The organism is Streptomyces polyasparticus, assembly GCF_014493765.1.
In the GTDB taxonomy this organism is placed as follows: Bacteria; Actinomycetota; Actinomycetes; order Streptomycetales; family Streptomycetaceae; genus Streptomyces; species Streptomyces polyasparticus.
In genome coordinates, this window is the sequence record NZ_JACTVJ010000011.1 from 246,216 (window position 1) to 267,830 (window position 21,615).

At 69.1% G+C, this 21,615-nt stretch carries 14 protein-coding genes and 1 pseudogene; 8 read left to right on the forward strand and 7 right to left on the reverse strand.

The annotated features are described in order from the left end of the window. Window position 1 precedes the first annotated feature (1 nt). Together H9Y04_RS23175 and H9Y04_RS23180 are read left to right on the forward strand one after the other, a co-directional pair. Window positions 2-1,599: pseudogene (locus tag H9Y04_RS23175) on the forward strand (sugar ABC transporter ATP-binding protein). After that, window positions 1,596-2,627, forward strand: coding sequence for an ABC transporter permease (locus H9Y04_RS23180; RefSeq protein ID WP_187815909.1), 1,032 nt, complete (start codon window positions 1,596-1,598; stop codon window positions 2,625-2,627). Before H9Y04_RS23175 ends, H9Y04_RS23180 begins: the two are co-directional and overlap by 4 nt. Before the next feature lie 16 nt (window positions 2,628-2,643). On the opposite strand, the gene H9Y04_RS23185 is transcribed toward H9Y04_RS23180, so the two are convergent. From H9Y04_RS23185 to H9Y04_RS23205, 5 genes are all read right to left on the reverse strand, one after another. Next, window positions 2,644-3,315: a FadR/GntR family transcriptional regulator gene (locus tag H9Y04_RS23185; protein WP_187815910.1), complete on the reverse strand. Its 672-nt coding sequence runs from the start codon at window positions 3,313-3,315 to the stop codon at window positions 2,644-2,646. Window positions 3,316-3,489: 174 nt separating this feature from the next. Further along, the gene (locus H9Y04_RS23190) at window positions 3,490-5,106 is read right to left on the reverse strand and encodes a glycerol-3-phosphate dehydrogenase/oxidase (RefSeq protein ID WP_187815911.1); all 1,617 of its coding nucleotides are present in this window, start codon (window positions 5,104-5,106) and stop codon (window positions 3,490-3,492) included. Between the two features lie 80 nt (window positions 5,107-5,186). After that, window positions 5,187-6,719 carry a glycerol kinase GlpK gene (gene glpK / locus H9Y04_RS23195; protein WP_187815912.1) on the reverse strand — a complete coding sequence of 511 codons (1,533 nt, stop codon included), beginning with the start codon at window positions 6,717-6,719 and terminating at the stop codon, window positions 5,187-5,189. A 56-nt stretch (window positions 6,720-6,775) separates the two neighbouring features. Next, a complete protein-coding gene (locus H9Y04_RS23200; RefSeq protein ID WP_187815913.1) occupies window positions 6,776-7,564 on the reverse strand; it encodes an MIP/aquaporin family protein in 789 nt (262 codons plus the stop codon). 239 nt (window positions 7,565-7,803) lie between these two features. Then, the gene (locus H9Y04_RS23205) at window positions 7,804-8,568 is read right to left on the reverse strand and encodes an IclR family transcriptional regulator (protein ID WP_187815914.1); all 765 of its coding nucleotides are present in this window, start codon (window positions 8,566-8,568) and stop codon (window positions 7,804-7,806) included. Between the two features lie 269 nt (window positions 8,569-8,837). Here H9Y04_RS23205 and metH point away from each other — a divergent pair, with 269 nt between their 5' ends. The 4 genes from metH (at window position 8,838) to H9Y04_RS23225 (ending at window position 17,045) form a co-directional block, all read left to right on the forward strand. After that, entirely contained in the window at window positions 8,838-12,362 is a 3,525-nt protein-coding gene (metH, locus tag H9Y04_RS23210; protein ID WP_187815915.1) for a methionine synthase, read from the forward strand. A gap of 133 nt (window positions 12,363-12,495) precedes the next feature. Then, window positions 12,496-13,188, forward strand: coding sequence for an HAD family hydrolase (locus H9Y04_RS23215; protein WP_187815916.1), 693 nt, complete (start codon window positions 12,496-12,498; stop codon window positions 13,186-13,188). Between the two features lie 553 nt (window positions 13,189-13,741). Further along, window positions 13,742-15,376, forward strand: a complete 1,635-nt coding sequence (locus tag H9Y04_RS23220) for an ABC transporter substrate-binding protein (RefSeq protein ID WP_187815917.1) — start codon at window positions 13,742-13,744, stop codon at window positions 15,374-15,376. An 85-nt stretch (window positions 15,377-15,461) separates the two neighbouring features. After that, window positions 15,462-17,045 (forward strand): ABC transporter substrate-binding protein, encoded by a 1,584-nt coding sequence (locus H9Y04_RS23225; RefSeq protein ID WP_187815918.1) that lies wholly within the window; start codon window positions 15,462-15,464, stop codon window positions 17,043-17,045. A gap of 105 nt (window positions 17,046-17,150) precedes the next feature. On the opposite strand, the gene H9Y04_RS23230 is transcribed toward H9Y04_RS23225, so the two are convergent. Further along, window positions 17,151-17,822, reverse strand: a complete 672-nt coding sequence (locus tag H9Y04_RS23230; protein ID WP_165330877.1) for a response regulator — start codon at window positions 17,820-17,822, stop codon at window positions 17,151-17,153. Window positions 17,823-17,868: 46 nt separating this feature from the next. Continuing rightward, window positions 17,869-18,795: a RecB family exonuclease gene (locus H9Y04_RS23235; RefSeq protein WP_187815919.1), complete on the reverse strand. Its 927-nt coding sequence runs from the start codon at window positions 18,793-18,795 to the stop codon at window positions 17,869-17,871. Between the two features lie 217 nt (window positions 18,796-19,012). Between H9Y04_RS23235 and H9Y04_RS23240 the strand changes: the two genes are divergently transcribed. Both H9Y04_RS23240 and H9Y04_RS23245 read left to right on the forward strand, forming a co-directional pair. Next, on the forward strand, window positions 19,013-20,527 hold the full coding sequence (locus H9Y04_RS23240; protein ID WP_187815920.1) for a site-2 protease family protein: 1,515 nt from the start codon (window positions 19,013-19,015) through the stop codon (window positions 20,525-20,527). A 59-nt stretch (window positions 20,528-20,586) separates the two neighbouring features. Continuing rightward, on the forward strand, window positions 20,587-21,492 hold the full coding sequence (locus tag H9Y04_RS23245) for a tRNA (adenine-N1)-methyltransferase (protein ID WP_187815921.1): 906 nt from the start codon (window positions 20,587-20,589) through the stop codon (window positions 21,490-21,492). Window positions 21,493-21,615 lie beyond the last annotated feature (123 nt).

Below are 21,615 nucleotides of genomic sequence, written 5' to 3' on the forward strand. Positions count from 1 at the left end.
TATGACCGAGCAGTTGGAGAAGCCGCCCGCCGTCCACGCGGAGGGAGTCGTCAAGCGCTTCGGACCCACCCTGGCGCTCGACGACGTCGGTCTGACCGTGCGCCCCGGCGAGTCCCACGCACTCGTCGGGCGCAATGGCGCCGGCAAGTCGACCCTGGTCAACGTACTGACCGGGCTGCACAGGCCCGATGCGGGCACCGTGCGCTTCCAGGGCGAACCGGCACCCGCGTACGGCGATATGGCGGCCTGGCAGTCCAAGGTCGCCTGCGTCTATCAGAAGTCGATGGTCGTGCCCGAACTGACCGTCGCCGAGAACCTCTTCCTGAACCGCTTCGAACCGGGCGAGCGCTTCATCCGCTGGTCCCGGCTGCGGCAGAAGGCGCGCGAGCTGCTCTCCTCGTACGGGGTGGACGTGGACCCGGCCGCCCGGGCGAAGGATCTCGCGGTCGAGCAGCGGCAGTTCGTGGAGATAGCGAAGGCGCTGTCGTTCGGTGCCAAGCTGATCATCCTCGACGAGCCCACCGCCCAGCTCGACGCCCGCGGGATCCAGCGGCTCTACGCCAAGCTGCGGGAACTCCAGGCGCAGGGCGTGGCATTCCTCTACATCCGCACCACCTCCAGGAGGTCTACGACCTCTGCACGGCCGTCACCGTCTACCGCGACGCACGCCATGTGCTCACAGAGCAGGTCGCGGATCTGTCGAAGGCGGAGCTCGTCGAGGCGATGACGGGGGAGGGCAAGGGCGGTGCCTCCTCCTGGCATGCCGTGTCCGCACGCGCCACCGGCCGGACGGCGGGGGAGACGGTCCTGCGCACCGAACAGCTCGCTCTCGACGGCGAGTTCGACCCGATCGACCTGGCCGTGCGCTCGGGCGAAGTGGTCGGTCTCGCGGGCGCCACCGCCAGCGGCAACACCGCGCTCGGCGAGGTCCTCGTCGGCATGCGGAGCCCCACTTCGGGTGGGGTGAGCGTGGCGGGCCGCGCCGTGCGCACGGGCAGCGTGCCGCACGCCCTGGACGCGGGCATCGGCTACATCCCCGAGGACCGCCACCGTCAGGGTCTGGTGCCCGGCCGCAGCGTCGCCGAGAACGCCACGCTCACGGTGGCCGACCAGCTCGGGCCGTGGGGGACCGTACTCCCCTCCCGTACAAGGGAGTTCGCCGGTTCGATGATCGCCTCGCTCGACATCAAGACGCGCGGCCCCGAGCAGCCCGTGAGCGGTCTGTCCGGCGGCAATCAGCAGAAGGTGGTCGTCGCCCGGGCCCTGGCCCGGGACCCCAGGGTCCTGGTGGCGCTACGGCCCACCGCCGGCGTCGACATCAAATCCAAGGACGCGCTGCTCGGAGTGGTGCGCCGGGTGGCCGACGAGGGCAGCGCCGCGGTGATCGTCTCCGACGAGCTCGACGATCTGCGGGTCTGCGACCGGGTGCTCGTGCTGTTCCACGGGCGCGTGGTCGCCTCGTACGACAGCGGCTGGAGCGATCGGGAGCTGGTGGCGGCGATGGAGGGCGTGGGGGAGAGCCCAGCTGCGGGACAGGACGGACAGGCAAGCACGGCCGGGAATTCCGGGACCCTCGGGAACAGGGAGCAGACGTCATGACCGAGACCTTGCAGCCCGTGCGGGCCGGCGAGGCCAAGCCCGTCGGCGGCGCGCGCGGCCGCCTCGACCTGATCAGGTGGAGCGACTTCTCGCTCGTACCGGTGATCCTGGTCCTGATGGTGATCGGCTACATCGTCTCGCCGGTCTTCCTGACCTCCGACAACCTCATCAACGTCGTCCAACAGTCGAGCGAGCTCTCGCTGCTCGTGCTCGGCCAGGCGCTGATCCTGATCGCCGGACGGATGGACCTCTCGCTCGAATCGACCATCGGCATCGCGCCGGTGATCGCGATGTGGCTCGTCCTGCCCACGGAAGGCGGCCGGTTCGCGGGCCTCGAGTGGTTCCCGGTCTGGACGGCCGTCCCGATCTGTCTGCTCGTCGGCGCCCTGATCGGCACGTTCAACGGCTTCATGATGCTGAAGCTGCACGTCAACGGGTTCATCGCCACCCTCGGCATGCTCACCATGCTGCGCGGTCTGCAGATCGGCATCACCGAGGGCAAGTCCATCACCGGAGTCCCGGAGTCCTTCCGGTACCTGGGCAAGGCCGACTGGATGGGCATCCCCGCCTCGGTGTGGATCTGCCTCGCCCTGTTCGCCGTCGGCGGCGCAGCGCTGGCCTGGCTGCGGCACGGACGGTCCCTGTACGCGATCGGCGGCAACCCCGAGGCGGCGCGCGCGGCCGGTATCCGGGTGGACCGGATCACCTGGATCGTGCTGGCCGTCGGCGGTGTGCTCGCCGCCCTGGCCGGCATCCTCTACACCGGCCATTACGGGTCGGTCGCGGCCAACCAGGGCAACGGCTGGATCTTCCAGGTGTTCGCGGCGGCCGTGATCGGCGGGATCAGCCTGAAGGGCGGCCGGGGCACCTTGTTCGGCGCTCTCACCGGTGTGCTGACGCTGCAGCTCGTGGTGAACGTGATGACGCTCGGCGGGGTGCCCCAGCTGTGGAACCAGTTCCTCAACGGCGCCATCATCATCGTCGCCCTGATCATCTCCCGCTTCGCGAGCGGCGAGAAGCAGGACTGAGCAGGACTGAGCAGGCCTACAAGGTCGACCGCAACCACTGCTCCACACTGGCCACATGAACGGTCGCCCAGGACCGCGCCGCCTCCGCGTCGCGGTCCCTGAGCGCGCCCAGGATCATCCGGTGCTCGTGCAGGGTGCGGCTGACCGCGTCCTCCTGGGTGAGCCCGCGCCACACGCGGGCGCGTGTGGTGGGCCCGGACAGGCCGTCGAGCAGGGAGCAGAGCACCGAGTTGCCGGAGGCGCCCACGATGTCCCGGTGGAACTTCAGATCGCAGGCGACCAGTTCCTCCACGGACGGCGCCGGGCCGAGCGCGTCCAACTGGGCGCTCAGGGCGTCCAGTTGATCGTCGTCGATCAGCGCGCTCGCCATCGCGGTGGCGGCGGGCTCGAGAATCCGGCGTACGGCGAGGAACTCCAGGACCGTGTCGTCCCGGTGAAAGTCCACGACGAAGCTCAGCGCTTCGAGCAGCAACTGCGGATCCAGGCTGGTGACATACGTGCCGTCGCCCTGGCGCACATCGAGGATGCGGATCAGCGAGAGCGCCCGTACGGCCTCGCGCAGGGAGTTGCGGGACAGACCGAGCTCCGCCGCGAGCTCGCTCTCCTTGGGGAGGCGGTCACCGGGGCGCAGTGCCCCGGAGACGATCATTCCCTTGATCTTCTCGATGGCCTCGTCGGTGACAGCCATGGCGCCCTCCCTGATACCTCCGATGTATCCGGCCATTATGGGGGCGCCGGACGCCCGGGGGAGAAGTTCTCGCAGATGAAGCGCTTGCTGTGACGGTCCGCACGTCGCACGGCAGCCATGAGGGGCGATCGCGCCGGCGACCGCCCCTCATATCCCCCGACTGCCGGCTCGGCGCTACTTGGCGTCGAGCAGTCCCTGGACCTTGCCGCGCACCTCGTCGGTGGCCAGACCGCGGATCGTCAGCGTCGTACGGCGGCGCAGGACGTCGTCCGCCGTCTCGGCCCACTCGTGGTCACGGGCGTAGACGACCTGGGCCCAGATCTCCGGGGCGTCCGGGTGGATCCGCTGGGCCAGCTCCGGGTTCTCGTTGGCCAGGCGCGCGATGTCGAAGGACAGCGAGCCGTAGTGCGTGGCCAGGTGGCGCGCGGTGTCGGCGGCCATCCGCGGACCGGGCGCCGGACCGTCGACGAGCAGCCGGTGGGCGACCGCGCGCGGGTTGGCGATACCGGGCAGCGGCAGCTTCTTGGGCAGCTTGCCGACCGGCTCGAGGTCCTCGCCGAGCGGGTGGCCGGGCAGCTGCGCCAGCTTGTTCATGACGGTGCGGCCGATGTGCCGGAAGGTGGTCCACTTGCCGCCGGCCACCGACAGCATGCCGCCCTTGCCCTCGGTCACGACTGTCTCGCGCTTGGCCTTCGCGGTGTCGCCCGGACCGCCGGGCAGCACCCGCAGACCCGCGAAGGAGTACGTGATGAGGTCGCGCGACAGCTGCTGGTCGCGGATCGAGAACGCGGCCTCGTCCAGGATCTGCTTGGTGTCCTGCTCGGTGACGGACACCTCGCGCGGATCGCCCTCGTACACCTCGTCCGTGGTGCCGAGCAGCAGCATGTCCTCCCACGGCAGCGCGAACGTGATGCGGTACTTGTCGATCGGGGTGGCGAGCGCGGCCTTCCACGGCGAGGTGCGCTTGAGCACGAGGTGCGCGCCCTTGGAGAGCCGGATGGAGGGCGCCGCGTTCGGGTCCTCCAGCGCGCGCAGGTGGTCGACCCAGGGGCCGGTCGCATTGAGCACGAGCCGGGCGTCCACCCCGAACTCCGTACCGTCGAGGCGGTCCTTGAGCTCGGCGCCCGTGACCCGGCCGCGCGTGAAGCGCAGGCCCGTGACCTCGGCGTGGTTGAGCACCACTGCGCCGGAGTCGACGGCCGCGCGGACCGTCATCAGGGCCATGCGCGCGTCGTTCATCTGGTCGTCGCCGTACACGGCCACGGCCTTGAGGTTGTCGGTGCGCAGCTCCGGCACGTCCTGCGCGGCCTTCGACGGGCTCAGCAGATGCCCGACACCGTCACCGAACGCGGAGAGCGCGCTGTACGCGAACACACCCGCGCCCAGCTTCGCCGCACCGTGCGGACCGCCCTTGTACACGGGCAGGTAGAAGGTCAGCGGGTTGGCGAGGTGCGGCGCCACCTGACGGGACACCGCACGCCGCTCGAAGTGGTTCTCGGCGACCAGCTTCACCGCGCCGGTCTGCAGATAGCGCAGACCGCCGTGGAGCAGCTTGGAGGAGGCCGAGGAGGTGGCGCCGGCGAAGTCGCCGGCGTCCACGAGCGCCACCCGCAGCCCGGACTGCGCCGCGTGCCACGCGGTGGAAATGCCCAGGATGCCGCCGCCGATGACCAGCAGGTCGTACGAGGCACGGCTCAGCTGGTCCCGGGTCTCGGCGCGCGACGGGTTGCTTCCCGCGCTCGCGTGCGTCCCGAGGGAGGGGAGGCTCTGCAGGGTGGTGCTCATGGTCAACTCCTCGTCGGAGTCCCGCACTCAGCCGGTACGGGACTCCATCCAGCAAGGCCCGTCAGGCCTCGCGTTTCCCGGCCTTCTCAGGCCTCGTCTTCATCCTCGACCCAGCCCATGGTCCGCTCCACGGCCTTGAGCCAGCTCTTGTACTCGCGGTCCCGCTGGTCGGCGGGCATCCGCGGGGTCCACTCCGCGGCGCGGCGCCAGTTGGCCCGCAGCGCGTCGGTGTCCGGCCAGTAGCCGACGGCGAGACCGGCGGCGTAGGCGGCACCGAGGCAGGTCGTCTCGGCCACCATCGGACGCACCACGGGCGCGTCCAGGAAGTCCGAAAGGGTCTGCATCAGCAGGTTGTTGGAGGTCATACCGCCGTCGACCTTGAGCGCGCTCAGCTCGACGCCGGAGTCCTTCGTCATGGCGTCGGTGATCTCGCGGGTCTGCCAGGCGGTGGCCTCGAGCACGGCACGCGCGATGTGCGCCTTGGTGACGTACCGGGTGAGACCGGCGATCACACCGCGGGCGTCGGAGCGCCAGTACGGGGCGAACAGACCGGAGAAGGCCGGCACGAAGTACGCGCCGCCGTTGTCCTCGACGGAGGAGGCGAGCGTCTCGATCTCGGCCGCCGAGTTGATCAGGCCCATCTGGTCGCGCATCCACTGCACGAGCGAGCCCGTGACGGCGATGGAGCCTTCGAGGGCGTAGACCGGCTTCTGGTCGCCGATGCGGTAACCGACCGTCGTCAGGAGGCCGTTGTACGAGTTCACCGGCTTGTCACCGGTGTTCATCAGCATGAAGGTGCCGGTGCCGTACGTGGACTTCGCCTCGCCCTCGGCGAAGCAGGTCTGGCCGAACAGCGCGGCCTGCTGGTCACCGAGCGCCGACGCGACCGGCACACCCGCGAGCACGCCTTCCTTCGCGTGCCCGTACACCTCGGCGGAGGAGCGGATCTCGGGGAGCACCGCGGCCGGGATGTCCATCGAGTGCAGGATGCGCTCGTCCCAGGCCATGTCGTGCAGGTTCATCAGCATGGTGCGCGAGGCGTTGGTGACGTCCGTGACGTGCACACCGCCGTCGACACCGCCCGTGAGGTTCCAGATGACCCACGAGTCCATCGTGCCGAAGAGGATGTCGCCCCGCTCGGCGCGCTCGCGCAGCCCCTCGACGTTGTCGAGCAGCCAGCGGACCTTCGGACCCGAGAAGTACGACGCCAGCGGCAGACCGGTCTCGCGGCGGAAGCGGTCCTGGCCGACGTTGCGGCCGAGCTCCTTGCACAGCGCGTCGGTGCGGGTGTCCTGCCACACGATCGCGTTGTGCACCGGCTCACCGGTGTTCTTGTCCCACATCAGCGTGGTCTCACGCTGATTGGTGATGCCGATGGCCTTCACGTCGGCGGAGGTGATGCCCGCCTTGGAGATCGCGCCGGCCACGACGGACTCGACGTTGGCCCAGATCTCCTTGGCGTCGTGCTCGACCCAGCCGGGCTTGGGGAAGATCTGCTCGTGCTCGCGCTGGTCGACGGAGACGATCCGGCCGTCCGTGTCGAAGACGATGCAGCGGCTGGAGGTCGTGCCCTGGTCGATCGCCGCGATGAACGGCCCTGCGGTGTGTGCGTCGGTCATTTCTGGTGCTCCAAGAAGTCTGTGTACGGCGGCTCTTGCGTCCTCGTGGGGATCGGTCAGGCGAAGGCGAGCTTGTAGAGACCGCCCGCGATCACACCGCCGATGATCGGCCCTGCGACCGGGATCCAGGCGTACGACCAGTCCGAACCGCCCTTGTTGGGCAGCGGAAGGAGCGAATGGACGATGCGCGGGCCGAGGTCGCGGACCGGGTTGATGGCGTACCCGGTGGGACCGCCGAGCGAGAGACCGATGCCCACCACGACGAGGGAGGTGATCAGGGCGCCGAGCACCCCGAGGCCGTTGCCCTCGTTGTTGAGGCCCTGGGTCAGGATCGCGAGGACCAGGACGACCGTGGCGATGATCTCCGTGGCCAGGTTCTGCGCGACGTTACGGATCTCCGGGCCGGTGGAGAAGATGCCGAGCACCGGGCCGGGCTCGTCCTTGGAGACGGCCTTGACGGTGTCCTGCGCGCCCGGGCCGCCGACGATCTCGCGGTCGGTCAGATGGGCCTGGAACTGTCCGTAGTACGTGACCCACACCAGGACCGCGCCGATCATGGCGCCGAGCAGCTGCGAGAAGAGGTAGAGGGGAACGTCGCCCCACTCGGTGCCGCCCTGGATCGCCAGACCGATCGTGACGGCCGGGTTGAGGTGGGCGCCCGAGACGCCGCCCGCGAGATACGCGGCGGTCAGCACGGCGAAGCCCCAGCCGAAGGTGATCGCGAGCCATCCGGCGTTGCGGGCCTTCGAGTGCTTGAGCGTGACGGCGGCACAGACACCGCCGCCGAGCAGGATGAGCACGGCGGTACCGATGGTCTCGCCGATGAAGATATCCGAGCTGGACACCCGCGACTCCTTTGTCCTTCGTCCAGGTGATGTACCGGGCGGGGCCTGGTACCAAGAGCGGTGCTCGATCCGCGTTGTCACACCCTACCCCGTATTGCCGGTAGCTGTTCGACAATGCCGACCGATGAACGGAAGTCTTGTTCCCGTGTTCGCTTGACGTCAAGACTTGTGTGACGGGAATCCCGATCGTTACGGGAGTGAAGACGGATGACAGGTGTGAGGGCTGAGCGGGCTGGTGCTCAGAACCTGCCCGCGCCCAGGTCGCGCGACACCGCGCGGGCGCAGTCCCGTACCGCGGCGATCAGGTCGTTGCGCAGCTCGCCGTCCTTGCAGACCCGCTCCACCGCACCGGTGATGCCGACCGCGCCGACCGGCATCCGCCGCCGGTCGTGGATGGGCGCGGCCACCGAGGCCACCCCGTCCCAGGTCTCCTCGACGTCCGCGGCCCAGCCGCGGGCGCGGGTCAGGTCGAGCACCGACTCGAAGTCGTCGAGCGCGGTGATCGTGCGCGGTGTGAACTCCTTGCGCTCCACCTCGACGACCTCGCTGTGCGCCACCGGGTCGTATGCGGAGAGCACCTTGCCGAGGGCCGTGGAGTGCAGCGGGTGCATGGCGCCGACCTCGAGCACCTGACGTGACTCGTCGGGCCGGAAGACGTGGTGCACGATCAGGACGCCCTGCTGGTGCAGTACGCCGAGGTAGACGCTCTCGCCGCTGGAACGGGCCAGGTCGTCGGTCCAGACGAGGGCGCGGGCGCGCAGCTCGTGGATGTCGAGGTAGCTGTTGCCCAGGCGCAGGAGCTCGGCGCCGAGCTGGTACCGGCCGGAGGCGGCGTCCTGCTCGACGAAGCCCTCGGCCTGCAGGGTGCGCAGGATGCCGTGCGCGGTGCCCTTGGCGAGACCCAGCGAGGAGGCGATGTCGGACAGGCCGAGGCGGCGCTCGCCGCCGGCGAGCAGCCGCAGCATGGCGGCCGCGCGCTCGAGCGACTGGATGTTCTTCGCCATCGCCTGCATGCCTCCTGCTCGTTCGACAATGCTGAACACTATCGGCCGTTGTCGACCTTGTCCTAATGACGGGCCAACGACGGGCGGCCCGGAATTCCGTATGTGGCCGACATCGTGGCCCATGCCCCGTACGACCGTGACGCCCGCCCCGCCGTCCGTCCCCTGGGACGCCCCTCACCCCGGGACCTTGGTCCCGGCTACCCTGGCGGCGTACGCCCTCCGCCGGGAGGGCGTAAAGCCGACAGCCGTCGCACACAGGGAGCTCTTCCATGGCCTCGCAGCCGACCCCGTCCATGCCTCTTCTGACCGCCCGTGACCGGGCCGCCGCACTCCGGGAGGCGTTCGCCACCCGGGTCGTCGTCTCCGACGGTGCGATGGGCACCATGCTGCAGGCCCAGGACCCCACCCTCGAGGACTTCCAGAACCTCGAGGGCTGCAACGAGATCCTCAACGTCTCCCGCCCCGACATCGTCCGCTCGGTGCACGACGCGTACTTCGCGGTCGGCACCGACTGTGTGGGCACCAACACCTTCAACTGCAACCACTCCGCGCTCGGTGAGTACGACATCGCCCACCGGATCCAGGAGCTGTCGCTCAAGGGCGCCGCGCTGGCCCGCGAGGTCGCCGACGAGTACACCGCGAAGACCGGCAAGCAGCGCTGGGTGCTCGGCTCGATGGGTCCCGGCACCAAGCTGCCCACCCTCGGGCACATCGACTACCGCACCATCCGCGACGCGTATCAGCGCAACGCCGAAGGCCTCATCGAGGGCGGCGCCGACGCGCTGATCGTCGAGACGACTCAGGACATCCTGCAGACCAAGGCCGCCATCGTCGCCGCACGCAAGGCCCGCGAGATCGCCGGTATCGACCTGCCGATCATCGTCTCGGTCACCGTCGAGACCACCGGCACCATGCTCGTCGGTACCGAGATCGGCGCCGCCCTGACGGCACTCGAGCCGCTCGGCATCGACATGATCGGCATGAACTGCGCCACCGGCCCCGCCGAGATGAGCGAGCACCTGCGCCATCTGTCCCGTAACGCCAGGGTTCCGCTGTCCTGCATGCCCAACGCCGGTCTGCCCATCCTCACCAAGGACGGCGCCCACTACCCGCTCTCGCCCGCCGAACTGTCCGACGCCCACGAGAGCTTCGTCACCGAGTACGGTCTGTCGCTGGTCGGTGGCTGCTGCGGTACGACGCCCGAGCACCTGCGCCAGGTCGTCGAGCGCGTCCAGGGCCAGGTCCCGCCGGCCCGCGAGCCGCGGCCCGAGCCGTCCGCCGCCTCCCTCTATCAGGCTGTTCCGTTCCGCCAGGACATCTCGTACATGGCGATCGGCGAGCGGACGAACGCCAACGGTTCGAAGAAGTTCCGCGAGGCCATGCTGGAGGCCCGCTGGGACGACTGTGTGGAGATGGCGCGCGAGCAGATCCGCGAGGGCGCCCACATGCTCGACCTCTGTGTCGACTACGTGGGCCGCGACGGCGTCGCCGACATGGAGAAGCTGGCCGGCCTCTTCGCCACCGCCTCCACCATCCCCATCGTCCTCGACTCCACGGAACTGCCCGTACTGCGGGCCGGGTTGGAGAAGCTGGGCGGCCGGTCCGTGATCAACTCCGTGAACTACGAGGACGGTGACGGCCCCGAGTCGCGTTTCGCGAAGGTCACCGCGCTCGCCAAGGAGCACGGTGCGGCCCTCATCGCGCTGACCATCGATGAGGAGGGTCAGGCCCGCACCGTCGAGCACAAGGTCGCCATCGCCGAGCGGCTCATCGACGACCTCACCGGCAACTGGGGCATCCGCGAGTCCGACATCCTCATCGACGTCCTCACCTTCACCATCTGTACGGGTCAGGAGGAGTCGCGCAAGGACGGCGTCGCCACCATCGAGGCGATCCGCGAGCTGAAGCGGCGCCATCCGGACGTCCAGACGACCCTGGGGCTGTCGAACATCTCCTTCGGCCTCAACCCGGCCGCCCGTGTGCTGCTCAACTCGGTGTTCCTCGACGAGTGCGTCAAGGCAGGTCTGGACTCGGCGATCGTGCACGCGAGCAAGATCCTGCCGATCGCGCGCTTCGACGACGAGCAGGTCAACACGGCCCTCGACCTGATCTACGACCGCCGTGACGGGGACTACGACCCGCTGCAGAAGCTGATGGCGCTGTTCGAGGGCGTCTCCACCAAGTCGATGAAGGCGGGCAAGGCGGAGGAGCTGCTCGCCCTTCCGCTCGACGAGCGCCTGCAGCGCCGCATCATCGACGGCGAGAAGAACGGCCTGGAGGCCGATCTCGACGAAGCCCTCGTGGACACCCCGGCCCTGGACATCGTCAACAACACGTTGCTCGAAGGCATGAAGGTGGTCGGCGAGCTGTTCGGCTCGGGTCAGATGCAGCTGCCGTTCGTGCTGCAGTCCGCCGAGGTCATGAAGACCGCGGTGGCTCATCTGGAGCCGCACATGGAGAAGGTCGAGGGCGAGGAGGGCAAGGGCACCATCGTCCTGGCCACGGTCCGCGGCGACGTCCATGACATCGGCAAGAACCTTGTCGACATCATCCTCACCAACAACGGCTACAACGTGGTGAACCTCGGCATCAAGCAGCCCGTCTCCGCGATCCTGGAGGCCGCCGAGGAGCACCGCGCGGATGTCATCGGCATGTCCGGTCTCCTGGTGAAGTCGACCGTGATCATGAAGGAGAACCTGGAGGAGCTCAACCAGCGCAAGCTGGCCGCCAAGTTCCCCGTCATCCTCGGCGGCGCCGCCCTGACCCGCGCGTACGTCGAGCAGGATCTGCACGAGATCTACGAGGGCGAAGTCCGTTACGCCCGCGACGCGTTCGAGGGTCTACGCCTCATGGACGCCCTGATCGGTGTGAAGCGCGGTGTGCCGGGCGCGGTCCTGCCCGAGCTCAAGCAGCGCCGGGTCAAGGCCACCGGCGTCCAGGTAATCGAAAGCGCCGAGGAGGAGCCCAAGGGTCGCTCCGACGTCGCCGTCGACAACCCCGTGCCGGAGCCGCCCTTCTGGGGCACCCGCGTCATCAAGGGCATCCAGCTCAAGGAGTACGCCTCCTGGCTGGACGAGGGCGCGCTGTTCAAGGGCCAGTGGGGCCTCAAGCAGAACCGCAAGGGCGACGGACCCACGTACGAGGAACTCGTCGAGACCGAGGGCCGGCCGCGCCTGCGCGGCTGGCTGGACGAGCTGCACACGAAGAACCTGCTCGAAGCGGCCGTGGTCTACGGCTACTTCCCCTGCGTCTCCAAGGGTGAGGACCTGATCCTCCTCGACGAGCAGGGCAACGAGCGCACCCGCTTCACCTTCCCGCGTCAGCGCCGCGGCCGCCGTCTGTGCCTCGCGGACTTCTTCCGCCCGGAGGAGTCCGGCGAGATCGATGTGGTGGGCCTGCAGGTCGTCACGGTCGGATCGAAGATCGGCGAGGCCACGGCCGAGCTGTTCGAGTCCAACTCCTACCGCGACTACCTCGAACTGCACGGCCTGTCCGTGCAGTTGGCGGAGGCCCTCGCCGAGTACTGGCACGCGCGGGTCCGCTCCGAGCTCGGCTTCTCGGGCGAGGACCCGTCCGCGATGGAGGACATGTTCGCGCTCAAGTACCGCGGCGCGCGCTTCTCGCTCGGCTACGGCGCCTGCCCCGACCTGGAGGACCGCGCGAAGATCGCCGAACTCCTGGAGCCGGAGCGCATCGGCGTCCACCTGAGCGAGGAGTTCCAGCTCCACCCCGAGCAGTCCACCGACGCCATCGTCATCCACCACCCGGAGGCGAAGTACTTCAACGCCCGCTAGAGCGTCCGGGGGAGCCCCCCCCCCGCATATCTCCCGAGCACTTCGTTCGGACGAGACGTACACTGGTCGGTCCAGTGCAGGCCGGTCGCCCTCGGGTGACCGGCCTTCTCGTCCCTTACGGAGGTGTGGCCGGATGACCAGCACGGTCCCCGCAGTCGGTACTCGTACGGCGCAAAGCAATCTGCAGGCCGTGCTGCTCGACATGGATGGCACTCTCGTGGACACCGAGGGCTTCTGGTGGGACGCCGAGGTCCAGGCGTTCGCCCAGCTGGGGCATGCGCTCGACGAGTCCTGGCGCGACGTCGTCGTGGGCGGGCCCATGAGCCGCAGCGCCGGCTTCCTCATCGAGGCCACCGGCGCCGACATCACCCTGCCCGAGCTGACGACGCTGCTCAACGACACGTTCGAGGACCGCATCAGCCGCGCTCTGCCGCTGATGCCCGGCGCCTCCCGCCTGCTCACCGAGCTCTCCGCGCACGAGGTGCCCACGGCCCTCGTGTCCGCCTCGCACCGCCGCATCATCGACCGCGTCCTCGAATCGCTCGGCGCGCACCACTTCGACCTCACCGTGGCCGGTGACGAGGTGCAGCGCACCAAGCCGCACCCCGACCCTTACCTGCACGCGGCCGCACGCCTGGGCGCCGACCCCGCGCGCTGCGCCGTGGTCGAGGACACCGCCACGGGTGTCGCCGCGGCGGAGGCGGCCGGCTGCCGGGTAGTGGCGGTCCCTTCGGTGGCGCCGATCGCGCCGAGTCCCGGCCGTACGGTCGTCTCCTCGCTGGAAGAAGTCGACCTTCCGTTCCTGCGGGCATTGGTCCGCCACTGATCTCGCGGGCATTGATCCGCCCCTGATGCCGCGGGCATTGATCCGCCCCTGATCGATTGGCGGTTACCGGCCACCGGCCGAAAACCCGGTACCCCCGATTACGGGAATGCACCCCTCGTTCACCGAGCGTGCAGCGCCGAATGCGGGAGAAACGCAGCGCATTGGCGCGTGTATTTTCCGTGACCCGGGAACGACTAATTCCCCTCTTCGGCAATCGAGTTGGCCGCGTGATGTTTGTCACGTGCAGGCCCGTCGACAGGGGGTCGCACCTGTGCTGCGACCCCCGTTCTCGGCGGTTGTGGGATGGCGTTGTGTCCCGATTGATGGCCGGGTGCACGATACCTTCCGTACCTCGGAATTCGGTCTGTCCGCATCCGCTCCCGCTGTGTGATTACGCCCAACTCCGGGTCACTGCAACCGACCTGACCCCGCGCACTAATGTCTTCGCGGGAACCCATTCGGGACCACTGAGAACACCGTCATTACCTTCATGCCCTGCGCACCCACCCCTCGGCGCGGGCGTGCGGGGATCGATCGTTGGAGTACTTCGCGCATGAACCGCAAGACACTGGTGTTGCCGGTCGCCATCGGCCTGCTCGCCCCTGTCCTCGCCGCCTGCGGCGGCACCGACGGCGGCGGCGACGGCGACGAAGTGATCGTGATCGGCACCACTGACGCGTTCGCGGCCACCTCCAACGCGCCCGCGCCGTTCGACCCGGCGTACGCGTACGACGCAGGTTCCTGGAACATCCTGCGCCAGACCGTGCAGACGCTGATGATGGCCCCGCGCGGCGGTGGCGAGCCCGTACCCGAGGCCGCCGAGAGCTGCCGGTTCAGCGACAACATCAACAAGCGCTACGAGTGCACGCTGCGCAGCGGTCTGAAGTTCGCCAACGGGGACGAATTGACCTCCAAGGATGTCAAGTTCTCCATCCAGCGCACCCTCGACATCGGCAAGAGCCTCCCGGCCGAGGAGAACAGCGGTGTCTCCTCGCTGCTCGCGGGCATCGACACCGTCGAGGCGGTCAGCGACACCAAGGTGGTCTTCCACCTCAAGGGCTCCGACGCCACGTTCCCGCACAAGCTCGCCACGCCCGCCGCGGGCATCGTCGACTCCGAGGCGTACGACCCGAAGAAGCTCCGCGACGGCTTCCAGCTCGACGGCTCGGGCCCGTACACCCTCGAGACCGAGACGAAGAAGGTCGACGGCGCCGAGCAGGTCGTCAAGGCGGTCTTCACCAAGAACCCGAACTACAAGGGCACGCTGAAGGTCAACAGCGACAAGCTGGAGATCCGGACCTTCGAGAAGGCCTCGCAGATGAGCACCGCGCTCAAGAGCGGTGACATCGACGTGATGGGCCGCACGATCGAGCCCGCGCAGATCAAGGACTTCACGGCAGGCGACGACGAGGGCATCGAGCTCGTGGAGATGCCCGGTCTCGAGATCCGCTACCTCGGCTTCGACACCGACGCCCCGGCCGTCAAGGACAAGGCCGTCCGCCAGGCCATGGCCCAGGTCGTGAACCGCACCGACCTGGTCGCCGAGGTGTACGGCACGGCCGCCGAGGAGCTGTTCTCGCTGGTGCCGACGAGTATCACCGGGCACACCAACTCCTTCTTCAACAAGTACAGCGAGCCGAGCAAGGCGAAGGCCGCGCAGTACCTCAGCAAGGCGGGCGTCAAGACCCCCGTCCCGCTGACGCTGAACTACACGACCGACCACTACGGTGAGGTCACCAAGCAGGAGTTCGAGGTCCTGCGCGACCAGCTCAACGAGAGTGGTCTGTTCGACGTGACCATCGAGGGCAAGCCGTGGAAGGACTTCCGTCCGGCCGAGCTCAAGGGCGAGTACGCCGTCTACGGCATGGGCTGGTTCCCTGACTTCCCGGACGCGGACAACTTCCTCGCGCCGTTCGTCGACGAGGAGAACATCCTCAACTCGCCGTACCGGAACCGCCAGATCATCGATTCGCTGATCCCGCAGTCCCGCCAGGAAGCGGACCGGCCCGCCGCCGCCGACTCGCTCAAGCGCATCCAGGACATCATCGCCGAGGACGTCCCGGTGCTCCCGCTGTGGCAGGGCAAGACCTACGTCGCCGCCCGCGACGACATCACCGGCGTGGAGTGGGTGCTCAACTCCTCCTCCAACATGCAGCTCTGGGAGCTCGGGCGCGGTATCGGCGAATAACGCCCGTACCCGCCCGGCCGATTGCTGACCACACGGGCACGCCCCACCAGGGGCGTGCCCCGCACGACTCACCCCCGGGGAACCAGTGAACATACGTAAGTCCTGGCCTGCGCCGATCCTCGCGGCCGGACTCGCCGCGGGCCTGCTGAGCGGCTGCGGTACGGAGCAAGGCGCCGGCGGCGGCGAGGACGGCGAGATCGTGGTCGGCATGTCCGACGACGTGCTGGCCACCGACCCGGCGTCCGGTTACGACCCGGGCTCCTGGCTGCTCTTCAACAACGTCTTCCAGTCGCTCCTGTCGTTCCCCAAGGGGGGTACGGACCCGGAGCCCGAGGCCGCCGAGTCCTGCACGTTCACGGACTCCGCGACCAAGGAGCTCACCTGCAAGCTGCGTGACGGTCTGAAGTTCAGCAACGGCAACGACCTGACCTCGAAGGACGTCAAGTACTCCTTCGACAGGACCGTGAAGATCGACGACCCCGACGGCCCCGCCGTCATGTTCAGCTCGCTCGACAAGATCACGACTCCGGACGCCCGGACGGTGGTCTTCCACCTCAAGACGCCCGACGCGACCTTCCCCAGCAAGATCGCCTCCGGTGCCGGCTCGATCGTCGACCACCGCGAGTACCCCGCCGACAAGCTCCGCAAGGACGGCAAGGCGGTCGGCTCGGGTCCGTACACACTCGACGCGTTCGGCAAGAACGAGGCGGCGTTCAAGGTGAACGGCTCCTACAAGGGCAATGCCGAGACCCAGAACTCCGGTGTGACCCTGCGCTTCTTCCACAACGACCGCAAGAAGCTGAAGCAGGCGATGCTCGCGGGCGACATCGACATCGCCTACCGAGGCCTGTCGGCCGGTGACATCGCCGACCTGAACAACAGCACCTCGTCCGAGCAGAGGGCCGAGGTCATCGAGGGCAGCAGCGCCGAGGTGCAGCACATCGTCCTCAACATGAACGACCCGGTCGTCGGCAAGCTCGGTGTGCGCAAGGCCCTCGCCTACCTCATCGACCGCCAGAAGCTGGTCTCCGAGGTGCACGACCAGACCGCCTCGCCGCTGTACTCGATCGTCCCGGCCGGTATCGAAGGCCACAACACGGCCTTCTTCGACACCTACGGCGGCACCCCGCAGCCCGACAAGGCCGAGCAGGCGCTGCGCGCCGAGGGCATCACCGACAAGGTCGAGCTCACGCTGTGGGCCACGCCCTCGCGCTACGGCCCGGCCACCGTCGAGGAGTTCGAGGCGATCGCCAAGCAGCTCAACGACAGCGGCCTGTTCCAGGCCACGGTGAAGTCGGTGGAGTTCGAGCAGTACGAGAAGGACGTCGAGGCCGGCAAGTACGGCTTCTACGTGAAGGGCTGGGTCCCGGACTACCCGGACCCGGAGAACTTCACCCAGCCGTTCTTCGGCAAGGGCAACGTCCTGATGAACGACTACACCAACGAGACGATCACCGGCGAGATCATCCCGGGCACCGCCGCGCAGACCGACCGCACGGAGACCCAGGACCAGTTCCACCGGCTGCAGGACATCGTCGCCGAGGAGATCCCGATCATCCCGCTGTGGCAGGGCAAGCAGTACGCGGTCGTCGGCGAGGAGATCTCCGGCGTGGAGTGGTGCCTCGACGCCTCGACGGTCTTCCGCTTCTGGGAGCTCCACAAGGGCTGACAACCCCCGGACCGAGCAAAGGAGGGCCGCCCCGACCGGGGCGGCCCTCCTTTGCTGTGCTGCGGAAGTGACCGCGGTGCGACCGCGGTGCGCCGGGTGCGGCTCCTACTGGGCACCAGGCCGTACGAGACCGCTCTCGTACGCGTAGACCGCGGCCTGTACGCGGTCCCTGAGCCCCAGCTTGGTCAGCACATGGCCGACATGGGTCTTCACGGTGGTTTCGCTGACGAACAGGTCGGCGGCGATCTCCGCGTTGGACAGACCGCGTGCCACCAGCTTGAGCACCTCGACCTCGCGCTCGGTCAGGGTGTTCAGGGTGTCAGGCACGGGCTCCTCGCCGGACGGCAGATGATCGGCGTACTTGTCGAGCAGCCGGCGCGTGATGCTCGGCGCGAGCATCGCCTCGCCGGCCGCGACCACACGGATCGCCTGGACCAGCTCATGGGCGGGCGCGTCCTTGAGCAGAAAGCCGCTCGCACCCGCCTTGAGGGCCTCCACCACGTACTCGTCCAGATCGAACGTGGTGAGCACGAGCACCTTGGCCGGGCCGTCCCGCTCGGGTCCGGTGATCTGCCGGGTGGCCTCGACGCCGTCCATCCGGGGCATCCGGATGTCCATGAGCACGACATCCGGCTGCAGCGCACGCACCTGGTCGAGTGCCTGCAGACCGTCCCCGGCCTCCCCGACCACCGCGAGATCCTGCTCGGCTTCCAGAATCATCCGGAACCCGGTGCGCAGCAGCGGCTGGTCGTCGACCAGCAGGACGCGGATCGCCACGGCATATCTCCTTCGCTCGGCGCGGTCCAAGCCCTCGCGACGAGGACTAGACCGGCCCCATTGTGCCCTGAGCGTCCCCTGCCGGACGCGGCGGCCTGATCTGCAGCGGATACGGCGGGGGAGTGCCGCCGAATTCCGGACACACCGCCTGGTGGTCGCACCAGCCGCAGAGCTTGCTGGGCCGCGGCCGCCAGTCGCCGCTCTCCGTGGCCTCCCGGATCGCCTCCCACAGCGCGTGCAGTTTGCGCTCCACCCGCTCCAGGTCGGCCATCACCGGGTCGTACGTCAGGACGTCGCCGCTGCCGAGATAGACCAGCTGCAGACGGCGCGGGATGACGCCCTTCAGACGCCACACCACGAGCGCGTAGAACTTCATCTGGAACAGCGCGCCGTCCGCGTACTCAGCCCGCGGCGCCTTGCCCGTCTTGTAGTCGACGATCCGCACCTCCCCGGTGGGCGCCACGTCCACCCGGTCGATGATGCCGCGCAGCTTGAGCCCCGAGTCCAGGCTGGCCTCGACGAACAGCTCCCGCTCGGCCGGCTCGAGCCGCGTGGGGTCCTCCAGCGTGAACCAGCGCTCGACCAGGGCCTCCGCCTCGGTGAGCCACTGCGCGAGCTGATCGCCCGCGGTCCGCTCGTCGCTGTCCTCGAACAGCTCAGCCAGCTCCGGCTTTGACTCCTTGAGCCGGTCCCACTGGCCGGGGATCAGCGACTTGGCACGCGGCGCGGTGCGCTCGGCGGCCGGCGCGTCGAAGAGCCGCTCGAGGACCGCGTGCACCAGCGTGCCGCGGGTGGCGGCCGGGCTCGGCTTCTCCGGCAGTTTGTCGATCACCCGGAAGCGATAGAGCAGCGGGCACTGCATGAAGTCGCTTGCCCGCGAAGGCGAGAGCGACACGGGAGGTGTGGCCGTCACCCCGCCGGCGGGACCGGCGACGGTCGCTGCGGGCTCGCCGGCCTCGGTGCTGTTGTCCATGGACAAGACCCTACGGCCCGTGACTGACAACGGACGCATACCATCGACGGCAGACCGTAAGCGCTGCATGATCGTGAGAGAGTGACGCACGCGCAACGCCCCGCCGGCACACGGCTGTCGGGCAGGCGGCGCGTACGTGGGACGGCGGCATGGACGGCCTCGCACGAACGCTGGACGACGGGCACCACGGGCACGACGGGGACTGAAGGGGCGCACAGTGGACGAGAGCGGCGCGAGCGGACTGCCGCGGACCGGCGGCGGGGACAGCGGTCCCCCGTCCGAACAGGATGCCGCGGTGACGCCCGCCGACCCGGAACGCACGGACTCCACGAAGCCCGCGGATTCCCCGAGGCCCACGGACACCGCGAGGCCCACGGACACCGCGAAGCCCACGGACACCGCGAAGCCCACGGACTCCCCGCAGCCCAAGGCGCGGACCGAGCGCCCCGGAACCTCCGGCGCCGCCGGCCCCGAGCAGGCGCCCGCGCCCGTACGGGCGGCCGCAAGCAGCGACAAAGGCGACGCCGGGAGCGACGACGTCAAGGGGAGCGGCACCGCTCAGGAGAAGCAGGAGAAGAAGGCACCGGGCGGCGGCCTCCTCATGGGCCGCATCTTCGGCGTACCGATCTATGTCGCGCCCAGCTGGTTCCTCGTCGCCGCCCTGATCACCTGGGTCTTCGGCGGCCAGCTCGACCGCGTCCTGCCGGAGCTCGGCGGCGCCCGCTATCTCGTCGCCCTCTTCTTCGCCGTGGCGTTCTACGCCTCGGTCCTCGTCCACGAGCTCGCCCACACCGTGGCGGCCCTGCGCTACAAGCTCCCGGTGCGCAAGATCCAGCTGCAGTTCTTCGGCGGCGTCTCGGAGATCGAGAAGGAGTCCGAGACCCCGGGCCGCGAGTTCGTGCTCGCCTTCGTCGGACCGCTGCTCTCGCTGGTCCTCGCCGGTGTCTTCTACGCCGGGATGCAGGCCGTCGAACCCGGCACCGTCCCCGGCGTCCTGATCGCGGGCCTGATGATCTCGAACCTGATCGTGGCCGCGTTCAACCTGCTGCCCGGCCTGCCCCTGGACGGCGGCCGGATGCTGCGCGCCGTCGTCTGGAAGATCACGGGCAAGCCCATGAGCGGCACGGTCGCCGCCGCCTGGGTCGGCCGCGCCCTCGCCGTCTCCGTACTGATCGGCCTGCCGCTGCTCACGCAGTCCGGCGCACTCGGCGCCGAGGCCACCGACTCCGTCGGCATGGACACCGTCACCGATGCCCTGCTCGCCGCGATCCTGGCGGCGATCATCTGGACCGGCGCGGGCAACAGCCTGCGCATGGCCCGGCTGCGCGAGCGCCTGCCCGAGCTGCGCGCCCGCACGCTCACCCGCCGCGCCGTCCCCGTCGAGTCCGCAACCCCGCTCTCCGAGGCCCTGCGCCGCGCCAACGACGCCGGCGCCCGTGCGCTGGTCGTCGTGAACGGCCACGGCGATCCCGTCGCGGTCGTACGGGAGGCCGCCATCGTCGGCGTCCCCGAGCACCGCCGTCCCTGGGTCGCCGTCAGCGGCCTCGCCCAGGACCTCACCGAGGGCATGAAGGTCTCGGCGGAACTGTCCGGCGAGGAGCTCCTCGACACCCTGCGCGCCACCCCCGCCACCGAGTACCTGGTCGTCGAGGACACCGGCGAGATCTACGGAGTCCTGTCCACCTCGGACGTGGAGCGCGCCTTCGTCAAGGCGATGGACCGCTCCGGCTGACCGCCGGACGCACATCGGCCGTGGTGAGCGGGCCTCCCCACGGCCGGTAGGCTGTTCACATGTCCGAACCGACCGGTGCCGCCCGCCGACGCGGGCCCTTCAAGGTCGGGGACCAGGTACAGCTGACCGACCCCAAGGGCCGCCACTACACGTTCACGCTCGAAGAGGGAAAGAACTTCCACACCCACAAGGGTTCCTTCCCGCACGACGAGCTGATCGGCGCTCCCGAGGGCAGCGTTGTCCGCACCACTGGCAACGTCGCCTATCTCGCGCTGCGCCCCCTGCTCCCCGACTATGTCCTGTCCATGCCCCGCGGCGCCGCCGTGGTCTACCCGAAGGACGCGGGCCAGATCCTCGCCTTCGCCGACATCTTCCCCGGCGCACGCGTCGTGGAGGCCGGTGTCGGCTCGGGCTCGCTCAGCAGCTTCCTCCTGAGGGCCATCGGCGACCAGGGCATGCTGCACAGCTACGAGCGCCGCGAGGACTTCGCCGAGATCGCGAAGGCGAACGTCGAGCGCTACTTCGGCGGTGAACACCCCGCCTGGCAGCTCACCGTCGGCGATCTCCAGGACAACCTGTCCGACACGGACGTCGACCGCGTCATCCTCGACATGCTCGCTCCCTGGGAGTGCCTGGACGTCGTCAAGAAGGCGCTCGTCCCCGGCGGCATCCTGTGCTGCTACGTGGCCACCACCACGCAGCTCGCCCGCACCGTGGAGTCCATCCGCGAGATCGGCTGCTTCAACGAGCCGACCTCGTGGGAGTCGATGATCCGCAACTGGCACGTGGAGGGCCTCGCGGTCCGCCCCGACCACCGGATGATCGGCCACACCGGCTTTCTGCTCACCGCCCGCCGCCTCGCGGACGGCGTGGAGCCGCCCATGCGCCGCCGCCGCCCCGCCAAGGGCGCCTACGGCGAGGACTACGACGGTCCGAACGCGGACGGCGGCTCCCGCGGCCGCTGACCCGTACGAGGTCTCAACGCACCGGCGCCGCCGCCGAGTTCCCGTATCCGTACGGGAACTCGGCGGCGGCGCCGTCGTATTGACACCGACTGCGCCGCGCGTCGACGCCGGCGCCGCCTCGCG

What these genes read in the sequence shown, in the direction of transcription:
- H9Y04_RS23235 (WP_187815919.1), bottom strand. Translation starts at nt 18,795, where the DNA reads ATGGACAACAGCACCGAGGCCGGCGAGCCCGCAGCGACCGTCGCCGGT.
- H9Y04_RS23220 (WP_187815917.1), top strand. Translation starts at nt 13,742, where the DNA reads ATGAACCGCAAGACACTGGTGTTGCCGGTCGCCATCGGCCTGCTCGCC.
- H9Y04_RS23180 (WP_187815909.1), top strand. Translation starts at nt 1,596, where the DNA reads ATGACCGAGACCTTGCAGCCCGTGCGGGCCGGCGAGGCCAAGCCCGTC.
- H9Y04_RS23245 (WP_187815921.1), top strand. Translation starts at nt 20,587, where the DNA reads ATGTCCGAACCGACCGGTGCCGCCCGCCGACGCGGGCCCTTCAAGGTC.
- glpK (WP_187815912.1), bottom strand. Translation starts at nt 6,719, where the DNA reads ATGACCGACGCACACACCGCAGGGCCGTTCATCGCGGCGATCGACCAG.
- H9Y04_RS23185 (WP_187815910.1), bottom strand. Translation starts at nt 3,315, where the DNA reads ATGGCTGTCACCGACGAGGCCATCGAGAAGATCAAGGGAATGATCGTC.
- H9Y04_RS23215 (WP_187815916.1), top strand. Translation starts at nt 12,496, where the DNA reads ATGACCAGCACGGTCCCCGCAGTCGGTACTCGTACGGCGCAAAGCAAT.
- H9Y04_RS23205 (WP_187815914.1), bottom strand. Translation starts at nt 8,568, where the DNA reads ATGGCGAAGAACATCCAGTCGCTCGAGCGCGCGGCCGCCATGCTGCGG.
- metH (WP_187815915.1), top strand. Translation starts at nt 8,838, where the DNA reads ATGGCCTCGCAGCCGACCCCGTCCATGCCTCTTCTGACCGCCCGTGAC.